This window comes from Balneola sp. EhC07 (assembly GCF_001650905.1).
Lineage (GTDB): Bacteria > Bacteroidota > Rhodothermia > Balneolales > Balneolaceae > Balneola.
The window spans coordinates 129148-144345 of record NZ_LXYG01000017.1; the positions used below are offsets into that span (position 1 = coordinate 129148).

Annotated in this window: 17 protein-coding genes; 10 read left to right on the plus strand and 7 right to left on the minus strand. The window is 39.1% G+C overall.

Going from position 1 to position 15198, the window contains the following annotated elements; genetic code table 11:
- Positions 1 to 34 precede the first annotated feature (34 nt).
- Genes A8B79_RS09715 through A8B79_RS09725 form a run of 3 tightly spaced genes read left to right on the plus strand, consistent with a single transcriptional unit; the run spans position 35 to position 3102 of the window.
- Complete coding sequence (locus A8B79_RS09715; protein ID WP_066221689.1) at positions 35 to 1597, plus strand: glycerol-3-phosphate dehydrogenase/oxidase; 1563 nt, start codon at positions 35 to 37, stop codon at positions 1595 to 1597.
- On the plus strand, positions 1597 to 2511 hold the full coding sequence (locus tag A8B79_RS09720) for a glutaminase (RefSeq protein ID WP_066221692.1): 915 nt from the start codon (positions 1597 to 1599) through the stop codon (positions 2509 to 2511). The genes A8B79_RS09715 and A8B79_RS09720 overlap by 1 nt, the downstream gene beginning before the upstream one ends.
- A 9-nt stretch (positions 2512 to 2520) precedes the next feature.
- Entirely contained in the window at positions 2521 to 3102 is a 582-nt protein-coding gene (locus A8B79_RS09725) for a hypothetical protein (RefSeq protein ID WP_066221695.1), read from the plus strand.
- A gap of 34 nt (positions 3103 to 3136) precedes the next feature.
- On the opposite strand, the gene A8B79_RS09730 is transcribed toward A8B79_RS09725, so the two are convergent.
- The 6 genes from A8B79_RS09730 to ffh all read right to left on the minus strand — a co-directional run bounded on the left by A8B79_RS09730 (position 3137) and on the right by ffh (position 7670).
- Positions 3137 to 3691 (minus strand): adenylate kinase, encoded by a 555-nt coding sequence (locus A8B79_RS09730; protein WP_066221697.1) that lies wholly within the window; start codon positions 3689 to 3691, stop codon positions 3137 to 3139.
- 77 nt (positions 3692 to 3768) lie between these two features.
- A complete protein-coding gene (gene rplS / locus A8B79_RS09735; protein ID WP_066221700.1) occupies positions 3769 to 4128 on the minus strand; it encodes a 50S ribosomal protein L19 in 360 nt (119 codons plus the stop codon).
- Positions 4129 to 4158: 30 nt separating this feature from the next.
- Positions 4159 to 4851 (minus strand): tRNA (guanosine(37)-N1)-methyltransferase TrmD, encoded by a 693-nt coding sequence (trmD, locus tag A8B79_RS09740; protein WP_066221702.1) that lies wholly within the window; start codon positions 4849 to 4851, stop codon positions 4159 to 4161.
- Positions 4852 to 4853: 2 nt separating this feature from the next.
- Positions 4854 to 5396, minus strand: a complete 543-nt coding sequence (gene rimM / locus A8B79_RS09745) for a ribosome maturation factor RimM (protein WP_066221707.1) — start codon at positions 5394 to 5396, stop codon at positions 4854 to 4856.
- A 15-nt stretch (positions 5397 to 5411) separates the two neighbouring features.
- Positions 5412 to 6296 (minus strand): 30S ribosomal protein S16, encoded by an 885-nt coding sequence (gene rpsP / locus A8B79_RS16330; protein WP_066221710.1) that lies wholly within the window; start codon positions 6294 to 6296, stop codon positions 5412 to 5414.
- A gap of 33 nt (positions 6297 to 6329) precedes the next feature.
- Positions 6330 to 7670 (minus strand): signal recognition particle protein, encoded by a 1341-nt coding sequence (gene ffh / locus A8B79_RS09755; protein WP_066221712.1) that lies wholly within the window; start codon positions 7668 to 7670, stop codon positions 6330 to 6332.
- 352 nt (positions 7671 to 8022) lie between these two features.
- Here ffh and A8B79_RS09760 point away from each other — a divergent pair, with 352 nt between their 5' ends.
- Together A8B79_RS09760 and A8B79_RS09765 are read left to right on the plus strand one after the other, a co-directional pair.
- Positions 8023 to 9234, plus strand: a complete 1212-nt coding sequence (locus tag A8B79_RS09760; RefSeq protein ID WP_066221717.1) for a hypothetical protein — start codon at positions 8023 to 8025, stop codon at positions 9232 to 9234.
- A 110-nt stretch (positions 9235 to 9344) separates the two neighbouring features.
- Positions 9345 to 10445, plus strand: coding sequence for a hypothetical protein (locus tag A8B79_RS09765; RefSeq protein WP_153038413.1), 1101 nt, complete (start codon positions 9345 to 9347; stop codon positions 10443 to 10445).
- Positions 10446 to 10452: 7 nt separating this feature from the next.
- Here A8B79_RS09765 and A8B79_RS09770 read toward each other — a convergent pair whose 3' ends face one another.
- Positions 10453 to 10839, minus strand: coding sequence for a hypothetical protein (locus A8B79_RS09770; protein WP_066221723.1), 387 nt, complete (start codon positions 10837 to 10839; stop codon positions 10453 to 10455).
- A gap of 118 nt (positions 10840 to 10957) precedes the next feature.
- Between A8B79_RS09770 and A8B79_RS09775 the strand changes: the two genes are divergently transcribed.
- The 5 genes from A8B79_RS09775 (at position 10958) to A8B79_RS09795 (ending at position 15175) form a co-directional block, all read left to right on the plus strand.
- Positions 10958 to 11791 carry an enoyl-ACP reductase FabI gene (locus tag A8B79_RS09775; protein ID WP_066221727.1) on the plus strand — a complete coding sequence of 278 codons (834 nt, stop codon included), beginning with the start codon at positions 10958 to 10960 and terminating at the stop codon, positions 11789 to 11791.
- Between the two features lie 251 nt (positions 11792 to 12042).
- Complete coding sequence (ruvC, locus tag A8B79_RS09780) at positions 12043 to 12618, plus strand: crossover junction endodeoxyribonuclease RuvC (protein WP_066222856.1); 576 nt, start codon at positions 12043 to 12045, stop codon at positions 12616 to 12618.
- Positions 12615 to 13202: a Holliday junction branch migration protein RuvA gene (gene ruvA / locus A8B79_RS09785; protein ID WP_066221728.1), complete on the plus strand. Its 588-nt coding sequence runs from the start codon at positions 12615 to 12617 to the stop codon at positions 13200 to 13202. Before ruvC ends, ruvA begins: the two co-directional genes overlap by 4 nt.
- Before the next feature lie 228 nt (positions 13203 to 13430).
- The gene (locus tag A8B79_RS09790) at positions 13431 to 14108 is read left to right on the plus strand and encodes a response regulator (protein WP_066221731.1); all 678 of its coding nucleotides are present in this window, start codon (positions 13431 to 13433) and stop codon (positions 14106 to 14108) included.
- Complete coding sequence (locus A8B79_RS09795) at positions 14105 to 15175, plus strand: sensor histidine kinase (protein WP_082894136.1); 1071 nt, start codon at positions 14105 to 14107, stop codon at positions 15173 to 15175. Before A8B79_RS09790 ends, A8B79_RS09795 begins: the two co-directional genes overlap by 4 nt.
- Positions 15176 to 15198 lie beyond the last annotated feature (23 nt).

Genomic DNA, 15198 nt, shown 5'->3' on the forward strand with positions numbered 1-15198 from the left:
ATTTAATTTTATATCTAAAATTTGAATAACCAAAATGAATCGTACCGAATCACTTAATCATCTTAGAGAATACAACGATTATTGGGATATTCTGATAATTGGAGGAGGAGCAACGGGCTTGGGTTGTGCTGTGGACTCAGCAAACAGAGGCTACAAAACTCTGTTGTTGGATATGGCTGATTTTGCCAAAGGTACATCCAGCAGAAGTACAAAATTGGTTCATGGTGGGGTTCGATATTTACAACAAGGAGATGTTTCATTGGTGATAGAAGCTTTACATGAACGAGGCTTGCTTATACAGAATGCTCCTCATTTGGTAAGTCACCAATCGTTTATAGTTCCAAGCTATGAATGGTGGAATGGTCCGTTTTATGGAATAGGAATGAAAGTGTATGATGCTTTAGCCGGGAAACTGGGCATCAAAAAGTCTAAAACACTTTCAAAGGAAGAAGTTCTGGAAAAGATCCCAACTCTGGAGCCTGAAGGACTGAGAGGAGGAGTAATTTATTATGATGGCCAGTTTGATGATTCGCGTTTGGCAATCAATTTAGCTCAAACAGCAGCGGATCTTGGGGCGACTCCGGTAAATTACATGAAAGTAAATGAGTTGATAAAAGGCGATTCAGGTTTTATTGACGGTGTAGTTGCAAGGGATCATATACATGGAGAAGAATTTACTATCAAAGCCAGAGCAGTTGTTAATGCAACGGGAATTTTTTCTGATTCCATACTCAAAATGGATGATCAAAAACACGAAAATATAATTCAGTGCGCACAAGGCATTCATCTGGTGCTGGATAAAGAATTTCTGCCCGGAGACGCGGCTATAATGGTTCCTCATACAGATGACGGACGAGTTCTTTTTGCTGTTCCGTGGCACGGGAAAGCTCTTGTGGGAACAACAGATACTCCAATCGACAAGCCCGCTTTAGAGCCAATAGCATTAGATGAAGAAATAGATTTTATTCTTAAACATGCGAAAGAGTACTTAACCAAAGATCCGACCAGAAAAGATGTAAAGAGTGTTTTTGCAGGGTTAAGACCCCTTGTGAAACCGCCGGAGTCAAAGTCTACTTCTGAAATATCCAGGAGCCATCACATTCAGATTTCTGAATCCGGATTGGTTACTATTGCCGGAGGAAAGTGGACAACCTATCGAAAGATGGCAGAAGACACGATCGATCGGGCGGCAATGGTTGCAGGAGTGGAATTCAAAAAGACAAAAACAAAGAATCAACGTATTCACGGCTGGTTAAAAAATGTGGATAAGAAGGATCCTTTGAGTGTGTATGGCTCAGATCGGGTAGCTATTGAAAAAATAATGGAAGAAAATGACTCTATGAAAGAAGAGCTGCATCCGGGCCTTCCGTATATTAAAGCAGAGATCGTTTGGGCAATTAGGAATGAATGGGCTCAAACTATAGAGGACCTTTTATCCCGAAGAACCCGGGCCTTGTTGTTAGATGCAGAGGCTGCAATTGAAGTTGCTCCAAAGGTTGCAGAGATTTTGGCCGAAGAATTCGGTGAAGATAAAAAATGGCAAAAACAGGAAGTGAAAGAGTTTCTTGAATTGGCTAAAAACTATGTTATAAACTAATGGATTATCAAAAGATACTTAATGAAATAGATTCAGAGCTCGACAAAGGGAAGTTTGGGGGAAAAGTTGCAGACTATATTCCGGAACTTGCTGATGTTAAGGAAGATTGTTTTGGTATACATCTTTGTAGTCTGGAAAAAGGAAATTTTGCGATCGGACAAAATGAGCAGCGATTTTCTATTCAGAGTATCAGCAAAGTTTTTGCGCTCACAATGGCGTACCCAATGTTGGGCGAGAAATTGTGGAAAAGAGTAGGCGTTGAGCCTTCGGGAAACCCATTTAATTCTTTGGTTCAATTAGAATATGAATCAGGAATTCCAAGAAACCCACTTATAAATGCAGGAGCACTTGTTATTTGTGATATACTGATCTCTAAGCTTCAGAATCCAAAACAGGAATTTTTAGAGTTTGTACAAAAGCTGTCGGGTAACCCCGGCATTGGTTTTAATAAAAAAGTAGCTGAGTCTGAGAAAGAAACCGGATACAGAAATGTAGCACTCGCCAGTCTTATGAAATCGTTCGGCAACATTGAAAATCTTGTGGAAGATGTTCTGGATTTTTATTTCTATATGTGTTCAATTGAGATGAGCTGCAAAGAACTCTCGCAAACCTTTTTGTTGTACGCAAATCATGGGAAACATTTTGTAACCGGTGAACGAATTTTGAATGCTTCTCAGTCAAAAAGACTAAGTGCAATTTTACTCACTTGTGGGTTTTATGATCAGGCTGGGGAGTTTACTTTCAAAGTTGGTCTGCCCGGAAAAAGTGGTGTTGGTGGAGGAATAGTGGCCGTTTTTCCTGAACATTACAGCGTTGCGGTTTGGAGTCCAAAGCTAAATAAAGCGGGAAATTCTGTTCTGGGAATGGAGGTTCTGGAAAGGCTTACAACAAAAACAGGATTGTCTATATTTTAATCTATTGCTATGAAAAAAATCATTCAAAACCGAAGTTGGAAATTTCTCTTACTGGAACTATTTGTCGTATTTATAGGGGTTTACGGCGCCTTTTATTTAACAACTTTAAGAGAAGAGGTTGTGGAAAGAAGGAACAGGGTCAATTATTACGAAACGTTTCTTCTAAATCTGAATGATCTTTATGCGAAAGCTGTATCTGCAAAGGAAGAGGTTGACAGTTTAAGAAGTGAATTAGCCAACAATCCGGATCACGAGATATCGCTAAACCGATCTATCGACTTCACTAATAATATGCTGATAGTAAGATCGGGGTTTGAGTCGGAAAACTTCACAACGATCGGAAAAGATTACCTTGCAAGTCTTGACCGGGGATCGAACCTGATCTCTGTTATTGAAAAAAGAGCCGATATTCTGGAAGCGGAAACAAGAAAGTTTTTGATCTACGGAGAGGGAAATGAAAGGGAGTTTAAAAAATGGTACGCCGAAGAACTCGAGGTGCTTTCTGATTATTTAGGGGGCCTTCAGCTCACAATATTAAAAGGAGCGGTCCCTGAAACAAGAATTATGATAAAACAACTTAAGGATGAATAAAAAAAGCCATCAATAAGTGATGGCTTTTAATTAATTACTTTAACGAAGAAGCAATACGTTCAAAGATCTCATCAATGGTTCCTATGCCATCGATTTCTTTAACAACACCTTTTGAAGAGTAGTGATTTTGCACCGGCTCTGTTTCTTCGTGATAAACCTCTAAACGAGTTTTTATCTTTTCTTCGGTATCGTCAGTTCTTCCCTGTCCTCTTGAAAGAATTCTGGAGATCAACTCCTTCTCGGGTACAGTAAGAACAACAAACGCGTCTATAGCTTTGTTTTGATTTTCCGCGATTTCATCAAAGGCTTCTGCCTGAGGAACCGTTCTCGGAAACCCATCCAGTATAAACCCGCTATCATATTTAGGATCTTTAAGCTCATCTGCCACAAGATCAACCACGGTTTCATCCGGAACCAGCTGACCTGCGTCAAGAATAGACTTAACCTTAACGCCAAGAGGAGTCTGGTTTTTTATCGCAGTTCTAAATATATCACCGGTTGAAAGGTGAGGTATTGAGTATTTGTCCTGAAGTAATTTCGCTTGCGTGCCTTTTCCGGCACCGGGAGGTCCAAAAAGAATAATATTCATCTAAATAAATTTAGTTTTAAAAAAGAAGAAACGGGCTTCAAATAGACCGCCCGAATCCGGTTCTTAAAAAGAGAATGTTACTTCTTCTTGCTTTCCTGTCCGCGCTCTTTAATACGAGCAGCTTTACCTCTTAGTTCACGCAAATAAAATAGTTTAGAACGTCTTACACTTCCGCGTTTTTTAACTTCGATCTTTGCAATAAAAGGAGAGTAAAGAGGGAAAATACGCTCAACACCAACGTTGCTGCTTATTTTACGAACAGTAAACGTTTTGTTAGCTCCGCTTCCACGCTCATTCAATACAACACCTTCGTACTGCTGAATACGTTCCTTTTCTCCTTCACGTACACGGTAGTGAACATTCACTGTATCACCGGCGGTGAATTGAGCGATGTCGTCATTAACTATCGTTTGTTCTACAAGTTTTAGCTTATCCATGATTCTGTTTCTTTGCTGACTAATCAGCCGTTAATAATCTTTCTTAAATTTTTCGTACAAATCTTTTCTTCGTTCTTTGGTTTTTGCCAGAGACTGCTCGTTTTTCCACGCTTCGATCTTTTTATGATCGCCGGATCTTAAGATCTCAGGAACATTCATTCCTTTGAACTCGGCCGGACGGGTATAAACGGGAGCTTCAAGTAATCCGTCCTGAAACGAATCGCTTAATGCGCTTCCGGCATCTCCAATGGCATTCGGTATCAATCTAACCAAAGCATCAGTAATAACCATAGCGGGAAGTTCCCCTCCTGAAAGCACGTAATCACCAATGGTATATTCTTTGGTAATTAATGCATCTCTAACTCGCTGATCGATTCCTTTATAGTGGCCGCACAAAATGATCACATTTTCTAATAGTGACAGCTTGTTTGCTTCTTCCTGGTTAAACACTTCTCCATCTGGAGCTGTAAAGATGATTTCATCGTATTTCCTTTCAGAAGTCAGATGGTCTATACAGCTGAAGATCGGTTGAGGTGTCAGCACCATGCCCGGTTCGCCTCCATAAGGGTAGTCATCAATCTTGTTGTGTTTGTCTTCGGTGTAATCCCGAAGATCATGAACAAAGATCTCAACCAGTCCTTTTTCTTTGGCGCGTTGCACAATGCTGTTTTCCAGCGGACCTGTAAGTAATCCCGGAACTGCAGATATGATATCAATTCTCATTTCTAAAGTTCTCCGAGTTCTTCCAGGTTTTGGCAGATGACAGATTCTTCTTCAAAATTTTCCTTAACCACATAGTGGCTAACATTAGGAATAAGAAGAGATCCATTGTTTGAAGAAACATTCAGAATAGATTGCATGGAATTCTCGATGATGTCCATTACTGTTCCGATGTGCTTACCATTTGTGTTGTAAACATCAAAGTGAAGCAAGCTGTTTGTTTCTTCAACGTCAGGAATTAAAGTGTTGGCCAGGTCTGTTTCCAGATATACGCCTGAATTTTTTAATTCTTCTGCCGCTGTGCGATCAGCGATATGTTCAAAATGTACAAAGAACGAAATTTCATTTCTTTTTTCCTCAGTCCGAACATCTTTAATTCGGGCAGGGAAGTAGTCGCCCCTTTCGTTCCGCAAATACACAACAGTTATTTCATTCAGGATTTCGGAATCGTCAAACTCAAAAATGATTTTAACTTCGCCGTCAAGTCCGTGCGAGCGATCTACGCGCCCGACTAAAGTAAATGGTTGTATATTGGCTTCCTGATTCATAGGAGCCGGATTAAATTATCCTTCAGATTGTTTGCTTTCCCATGCTGCAATAACGGTCTTTCTTGACTCGTCGTCAGAAATAAACCCTTTTAATGCATCAAGATCAGTATCTCTGATATGATCGATAGCTTCTTTAGCAGTCATGTCATCAGAAGTTTGAGATGAACTTGCTTCAGCTTTTGGCTCTTCAGCAACTTCTTCTTTTTCTTCTTCAGCCGGAGCGTCTTCTGTTTCTTCAACAGTTGCTTCTTCGGTAGCAGGCTCTTCAGTAGCTTCAGCTACATTTTCTTCTACTTCTTCAGCGGCTTCTTTTGCCTCAACTTCCGGTTCTTCCTCTGCTTCAGGAGCTGTTTCTTCAACAACTTCCTCTTCAGCGGGAGTTTCGTCAGTAGTTTCTTCTGTTGTAGCTTCTTCAGCCTCTTCAGTTTCAGCTGTAGCGGTTTCTTCGTCAGAAGACTCAGTTTCTAATTCAACAGCTGCTTTAGCCGCCTTTTTCTGAATCTGATCTTTAAATTCTTTTTCTTCTGCAGCAAGAACGTCCTTGTGCTTGTCTTTACGGGAATCGCTGTCGTCTCCTTTAGAGTCGCGGTAAGATTTCCACTCAGCAAGTGCTGTTTCAATCTCTTCTTCGCTTTTTCCCCACATCATCAAATGACGTTTGTAAAGAACTCCCTCATTTCTAAGGATCTTGCGTACAGTGTCGGATGGTTGAGCGCCGGTATCTAACCAGTAAAGAATGCGGTCTTCGTTGAGTACCACTTCTTTTTTCTCAGTTACGTTGTCATAACGGCCAACTTGCTCAATGATTCTTCCATCACGAGCAACTTTGCTGTCTGCAACTACAATATGAAAGATTGGTCGTTTTTTACGTCCTTTCTTTTGAAGTCTAATTCTAATCAATGTTGTTCTCCAGTGAGTTGTGTATATATAATGTTACTTACCAATCGGTAAATTTTTTAATCCTTGAAGAGCCCGGCCCATCTTTCCCATTTTGGACATGGTCTTCATCATTTTTTTCATCTGTTCGAACTGTTTAATGAGATCATTGATCTCACGGACAGTAGTGCCAGAACCGGCTGCAATTCGTCTACGACGAGTTCCATTAAGAATTTCCGGATTCTGACGCTCCTCCGGCGTCATTGAATAGATAATAGCTTCAATCGGTTTGAAGGCGTCTTCATCGATTTCGTTGTTATCCAATGCTTTGCTGGCGCCGGGGATCATAGAAACAAGATCGGAGAAATCTCCCATCTTCTTGATCTTTTGAATTTGCTCGAGGAAGTCTTCAAGATCGAACTTATCAGAACTAATACGGCTCTGTAGTCGCTTGGCTTCGTCTTCATCAAATTCTTTTTGAGCTTTTTCAACGAGCGATACCACATCTCCCATACCAAGTATGCGCTGTGCCATACGGTCTGGGTAAAATGGGGAAAGAGCATCCAGCTTTTCGCCGGTACTCACAAATTTGATCGGTTTATTTACAACAGTTTTTATAGAAAGTGCAGCACCACCTCTGGTGTCACCATCTAACTTGGTAAGAACTACCCCATTATAATCGATCCGCTCATTAAACTCTTTTGCTGTGTTAACCGCGTCCTGACCGGTCATCGAATCAACAACAAACAAAATTTCATGAGGATTTACGGCTTTCTTAATTTCCGCGACCTCATTCATCATCTCCTCATCTACATGTAAACGTCCGGCAGTATCAATGATAACGGTATCCATTGCCAAACTTTTTGCCATGGCGACAGCTTCTTTAGCTACGCGAACGGCATCTTGTTGTTCAATGGAATAAACCGGCACATCAATTTGGGATGCCAGAGACTTAAGCTGATTTACGGCGGCAGGGCGATAAACATCGGCGGCAGCAAGAAGAGGATTCCTTTTATGCTCCTGCTTTAGGTAACGGGCTAACTTTCCTGTAAAGGTCGTTTTACCGGAACCTTGTAAACCTGCAATAAGAATTACAGTAGGTGGGGTGTGGGCAGCTGCGATATCAGATTTTTCGCCACCAAAAGTTTCAACCAGTTCATCAAACACGATCTTCGTGAATTGCTGTCCCGGGTTAACGCTGGTGAGCACATCTGAACCGAGTGCTTTTTCCTGAATTTCTTTCGTGAACTCGCGAGCAACCTCATAGTTAACATCCGCATCCAATAAAGCACGACGAATTTCTCGTATAGTTTCAGCGATATTTACATCGGTGATACGAGCTTCGCCTTTCAGATTCTGAAAGGCTTTATCTAATTTTGAGGATAAACTATCAAACATTTATTTGAACAGGATTATTCGCTTAGTTCAGAGCCGATAAAAATACGAGTTTATTCTTGGGTTATCAACAGTAATGTGGATAAAGTTTATTAGAACTTTGAATAATTAACAGAGGAACATGGAATGGCGAAGTATTGAGCTTATATCTGGTTTAAATTACCTTTTTTGGGAGGTGCTAGATATGACAATACTAATAGAAAGATTTACAGAAAGGCAGGATCTGAAGCAAGGGCTATTGAGGGGGCCCATACGAAGCAGGAAAAACCAAGATAATTAATGAATAAATATCTATAAAAGCTTAGCTTGGAAGCTTTAATAGTTCAATCTGTTGTAAACAAACATATAGGTTTTTATGATGCGTAAAGGTGTTAAAATCAGTCTTCCGGTTTTCATTATTATATTTTTAACGATGTTATTTTCTTTTGAGGTTAAAAGTCAGGATAACTACAAGCCGGGATACATTATCAGTAATGACGGAGATACAACCCATGGACATATAAACTACTTAGGGTGGGCAAAAACACCTCAAGTTATAGAGTTTGCTCAAAATTTAGGGGGCAGTGATGAGGTTATTGCCAGTTATAAACCCGAAGAAATAAAATCTTTTCAGGTTCAAAATGAATTTTTTGAATCAAGAGTTTTAGAAATAGATTTAACCCCGCACAAAATAATACTTTCTAATATCAACGCGGACATAGAGGCGTCCCAAGAAAACGTTGTTTCAAGAAAAGTATTTATACAAAGATTAATCGATAGCGAGGTTTTAAGTTTATTTCTTCATGAAGAGGAACGGCAAAACTTCTATATAAAGCACTATCAAAAAGGTTTGATCAGGCTAATTTCAAATGAATATGTGGTTAGAGGATACGAAGACAAGCTTTACGTTAATAAGGAAAACAAATATAAGTTTAGAGACCAAATAACAAATACTATTAGCAATTGTAGTAATATCGGGGACATCGATAAGCAGAGTTACTCTACTGCATCGCTAATGGAATTTATTTTGGACTGTAATTCATATTTAGGTGTTGAAAATCTGTATTATTTTGAAAGAGAAAAGCCAAAAATAAGTCATGGGGTAGTAATTGGCTTAAATAAAAGCGACGCTGTTTTCGGACCTCGAGAGTTTAACGGTGAACAAGGAGCCATCTTTGGATATTCCATGCATATTGTCTTACCCAGGAATAGGAATACAAGGAGCATTACTATTGAAGCGATGTATTCTAAGTTAAATTCTATTGAAGACTCTCAGAATCAAAGAAATAAAAGGCTTGAAGTAGATGCGTTAAAGTTCAGGTTTTTGTATGGAAGACGACTTTCACCCTCAGGGGCAGCCCCAATTTTTTTATATGGTATTTCAACAACAAGGGTATTAGATGATATAACAACAACGGAAGGCGAGGAGAGTCTATTTAATAAAAAACAAATGTTAAACTTAGCCATTGGGGTTAGCCTTAATATTGAAAAAAGTTCGATCATAGTTATATATGAGCCTATTAAGAAAGAAAACAGCTTCTCATCTTTTAGGAGCTTTAGCGTAAATCTAAGGTTGGGAATCCTATGATTTTCTATCTAAGTAGCAGAAATTCTTCTTCATGGGATATGTGTGTTGAGGGATGTTGGACGTCTCCAGAGTCCAGAACTCGTGTTTATTGCGAATATACTTAATACTGTATGTCTAAAAGAATGAAATACTGTTTCAAAAAAAGCACGTTCATTTTTATATCTATTATAATTTTGGGCGTGTTTTTTTCAGGTTGTGTTAATAAAAAAGAACAAGAAAAACTTAAAGCTGTTCCTATCCATGATTTTGAGTTGAGCGAAACAACCCAAGAATATTTACTAAGACTTTATACACAAGTAGTAGATAATCCCGACAAGGATGAATTACTCTTTACAAATTACGGTTCCGTAGTGGGTGTTGTAATAACGGACTATCAAGGCAACTTTATCGAAAAAATAGGCGAAAAAGGGCGGGGTCCTAAAGAACTATTAACATCAAGATTTTTTGGAGCACGGGATTCAAATAAGGTTTTAATTTTAGACAAAGCCTTAGCATTATTTAAATTATATAATAGAGAGTCCGGGGAGGTAAGCTTATACCCCTATGAAGTTAAAACGGGAATCTCTATAACTTCGAGAAACATATCTTTTTGTAATGATATGTGGTATGCGGGTGGTCAGATGCTTGATGTCGCACCACGACCATCAACTCCGACCATTGCAAAGTTTGATAAAAACTTAAGTTTAATCGATACGCTTGGCGGCTACGACCCTTTCTTTAATGGAAGGAAAGATATACTTCAGGAGACATCTTATTCTCTCGATTGTGAGAACGAAATTGTATACACGGTTCAGGGTAAAACCCCGAAGATACAAGCTTTTTCAACAGCGACTGGAGATCTTCTTGGGTCAACAGAAATACACCCACCTTCTTTTAAGGTTTCTGAAAAATTTATAACAATGGCGTCTAACCCTCAGGAAATGTCTAGATACTTATCTGAAGAACAAAGTATTAGTTTACATCTGGCTCACAATGATTCATATTTATATTTAGTATTTAGAAACGACAGCGGAATTTACAAGAGAAATCGAGTTCTAAATGAAAGCAGCCACTTTGTGGGGGTTTATGATAAAAACACATTTGATTTTATTGGAGAAGTTAAAGTTTCGGGAGCTATCCTTGGGACAACGAAGAGAGGTAATTTGATAATGCTTAAAGACGAAGAAAATTTAGGAATTCAGATTATTGAAATTGTGCCAACGAGTTCTTAAAGAATGATTATTCAAAATCCGAACCCGGTGTATTTTTAAAATCAGGCTCTCGCCAGGTATTATAGCTGTTCTTAAGAAGGAACAGAAACACCGCCCAATCAATTAAAGTAATCGCCCAGACCAGAAGTCCTGCGTTTGTGTCTGCTATTATAAAATAGTTGATCAAGAAAGGGCCAAGAACAAAGAGCGTAAAAGAAACCAGCCAACCGATTTTTTTCAACTTGAATAAAAGCCAAAGCAAATAAGGCGTTGAAACAGCGGCAATAAGAATCCATCCGCGGGCAACACCGTCAGGATTCAGATAAGCAATCGTGGGCGTTTTTGAAGAAGCCTCAGTGCTCATCAATTTATCGAGTTTATCTAAGTAATAATTTCTTTTAAACTTTAACGACATATGTGGATGATAGTAAAAACCATAGAGAGTTCAATATTCGATTTTCATTCCCACTATCATTTTAGCTTAAGAATGATGATTTTCACTCATCATATAAACAGAAAAGAAATTTTAGATAATGAGCGAAGGAAACGGATTACTTAAAGGAAAAAAGGGAATTATTTTTGGAGCGCTGGATGATCGAAGTATTGCATGGCGCGTTGCATTGGCTTGTGACAGAGAAGGAGCAAACATGGTTCTTTCAAATGCACCGATTGCATTAAGGTTGGGAGCGCTGAATGCTCTTTCTGAAGAAATAGACGCGCCAATAATTCCTTGTGATGTTTCGGACGACGATGCGGTTAAGGAGATGATGGAGAAGGTGAAAGAAGAGCTCGGAAGTGTGGACTTCATTCTTCATGCCATTGGGATGTCTCCAAACATCAGAAAGAAAAAGGAATACACGGACATAAATTATAAATGGTATCAACAGTCGCTCGATATTTCGGCGGTGTCTCTTCACAGAGTTCTGCATCATGCAGATGAAGCGGGAATCTTGAATGATGGAGGAAGCGTGATCGCTCTTTCTTATATTGGTGCTCAGCGAATTTTCAGTAAGTATTCTGATATGAATGATGCAAAAGCGTTGCTCGAGTCTATCGCCAGAAATTACGGAAGTAGATTGGCTCACAGAGGAATCAGAGTGAATACGATTTCTCAGGCGCCGACTAAAACTTCAGCAGGTTCAGGAATCAAAGGTTTTGACGGGATGTATACTTTTGCAGAGAAGTTGGCCCCAATGGGAAATCCTTCTGCTGATGAATGCGCCGATTATTGTGTAGCGATGTTTTCTGACCTGACAAGAAAGGTAACTATGCAGAATTTGTTCCACGACGGAGGCTTTGTAACGAATGGTATTTCTGAAGAAATGATGGAAGACCTAGCGAAGCTTTACTCAGAAGACGAAGAATAATTTTAAATACTACAAAAACATTATTAGGTCATCCTGAACTTGTTTCAGGATCTTTGTAGAGAAGCTGAATTAAGAACGTCTACATACGATAGCAAAGGTGATAAGTATATTGCTGAAACTAATTGATTATTTATAAAGGCTACTTCTGTATAAAATTATAGAAAAGAAGTTTATAATAGATTATTAGCCGTTGCTTAAGATCCTGAAACAAGTTCAGGATGACCCTTATTGAAAGAATTAAACAACAAACCATGCCTGAAATAATCCTTGGAATTGACCCCGGCTCCCGCTTTACGGGGTATGCTGTGCTCACCGAGGAAAAGGGAAAATTGGTTGCGCTCCGTTGCGATGTTCTAAAAATGGCGCATATGGAAGATCACTCCGATCGGTTAAAATATATATTCGATCAGATCTCCGGAATCATTAAATCAAACTCCCCTACCGCTTGCGCTGTTGAAACACCGATCTATGGAGTTGATCCTCAGGCAATGTTGAAATTAGGAAGAGCTCAGGCCGCCGCGATATTAGCTATCAAAAACAACAATCTCCCTGCTTTTGAGTATTATCCCAAAGAAGTAAAAAAGGCAATCACAGGGAATGGAAATGCGAGTAAGGATCAGGTGGCTTTTATGTTGGATAAAATGGTAACACTGCCGGATGAAAAGCTTAAGAACGACGCAACGGATGCACTGGCAGTTGCCTGGTGTCATTATATGAAAGGAAAAGGCTTGCCGGGAGTTACAAAAAAGAAAACACATCAAAATAATAAAAAGTCGGATTGGGCAAGTTTTGTTGCGGACAATCCGGATAGGGTTAAGGGAGCATGATCACATTTCTAAAAGGTTATGTAGAAGAGTTGGAAGAAAATAAAGCACACCTTGATGTCGGGGGCGTAGGTTACGGAGTGGAAATTTCAGCACAAACATTGGCTCACCTGAAACAAGGAACAGAAGTAAAGCTTCTTATTCATCATCATATAACAGACAGCGATCAGAGGTTGTTCGGGTTTTATGCTAAAGACGAAATGCAACTGTTTGAAAAACTGATAACAGTAAAAGGCGTGGGACCAAAGCTGGGGATTACAATTGTTTCCGGTTTGCCGGCAGATCATTTAATTGGTGCTATTACGGGAAAGGATGCTGCTTCATTGTCCAGAGTTCCCGGAATAGGCAAAAAAACTGCAGAGCGAATAATTTTAGAATTAAAAGACAAGCTTGGAGATGTTAAGACTTCAGGAGGAGTTTCAAAACCGGCGGCCGGAAACATAACAGACGAAGTAGTGTCAGCGCTGGAATCTTTAGGCTTCAAAAAACGACAGGCAGAAGAAGCGGCTTCAAAGGCATTACAAGAAGAAGATGTTAAAACGGTTCCAGCGGCAATTAAGAAGGCGCTTAGCTACTTAAACAAATAATTCATTCTACTGCAGGGCGGGTAGAACGAGCGTGATTATTCGGATTTGTTTCATTGATTAGATTACAGGCGTAATAAACAAAGGAAAACAAAAAAGATTTGAGCGTATAATTCTTCATTTTGAACGCTTAATTTAATTCACGTAACAATTTCTTCATTTTATATTAATGGCAGACATTAGTACCATTGTAGCAGAACTTACCATACCTCTTAACTAAACCTTAAAGAAGTGGCAAAGCAAACCATTCTTGTAGTTGACGACGAAAAAGATCTCTTAGATTTAATTGAGTATAATCTCCGAAAGGAAGGGTTTAATGTGCTTAAAGCCGAAAATGGAGAAGAGGGTATTGCGATGGCGAAAGAGCATAGTCCGGATTTGGTCTTGCTCGATATTATGATGCCGAAAATGGACGGATTGCAAGCGGTCGAAGTAATGAGAAAGGATGCTGAGCTTAAAAGAATTCCGATAATACTTCTAACAGCAAGAAGCGACGAGAAAACCGAGGTCGAAGGCTTAAACAAAGGTAGCGACGACTATATAACGAAGCCGATTAGCACAACGAAGCTTATTTCAAGAATCAAAGCGGTGTTGAGAAGATTTGATGAAAAGGAAGAGGCCACCAACATTCTTGAAGTTCATAATATAACAATAGACAGAGATCGTTATATCGTATATAAAGACGGAGAAGAGTTTCATTTACCAAGAAAAGAATTTGAATTGCTTTTTTTCCTGGCCAGCAGAAAGGGAAAAGTTTTGGACAGACAAACTCTTTTAAACAAGGTTTGGGGCGACAATATTTATGTTGTTGATCGTACAGTTGATGTTCATGTTAGAAAAATAAGAGAGAAACTCGGGGATCATTATATTGAAACGGTAAAGGGTGTCGGATATAGATTTAAAGAATGACTGCATCAAAAAAGAAAAAAGTTTGGCTTTTTAAGCTGGGATTAAGGATAGCCCTGTATTCTTCTCTGGCGTCAGGGGCGTCTTCTTTTTTAGTTCTTATCATCTTTTCCGGACTTTCCTTATTAAACTCTTTTTTAGCAGCTTTCGGTATAGCTATTCTTGTATTGCTGATTTCCTACTTCTTCAATTATAAGTTACAGTATAACAGACTCAACAAGCTCGAGGAAATTTCGCGTAATATTTCCAAAAAAAGGTTTGCGGAATATCAGGATATAACAACCAATTATAGTGATGAGATTGATTATCTGGTTAAACATTTTGTGAAATCAAGCCGAACTATAGAAAGAGAAATCCAGCGGTTGAACAGAATTGAAAACTACAGGAAAGAATTTATTGGCGATATATCTCATGAATTAAAGACGCCAATTTTTGCAATCCAGGGATTTGTAGAAACACTTTTAAACGGTGCGCTAGAAGATGAAGACGTAAACCGGGAATTCCTTAAAAAAACAATGAGGAATGTTAATAGGTTGATCTATCTGACAAAAGACTTAATGGAAATATCCAAGCTTGAAACAGGAGAGCTGAAGTCTGACATGGAGCCATTTTATCTGTACGAAGTAATACACGATGTGATAGACAGCTTGCACCATAAAGCGGAAAGAGATGAGGTGGCCTTAATATTAAATGACTTTGATAAGAATATTCAGGTAAAGGCTGACAAGAACCAAATTAAACAGGTGCTCATAAACCTAATTGAGAATGGTGTTAAGTACAATATAAAGGGCGGTAAAGTAGAAATAGATGTGGTAAACTTTAAAAAAGATAAGAACAGGGTTTTGCTGATCGTTAAGGACACAGGTATTGGGATTGACGAAGCAGATCTTCCAAGAGTAACGGAGAGATTCTTCAGAGTAGATAAATCAAGGTCCAGAGAAAGAGGCGGAACAGGGCTGGGCCTGGCGATAGTTAAACATATAATAGAAGCCCACAGAGAGCAGTTATATTTTGATAGCAAGGTCAATGAAGGCACCACTTTCAAATTTACTCTTCGTAAAGTTCATTAAGAATACAAGAATTCATACCTTAA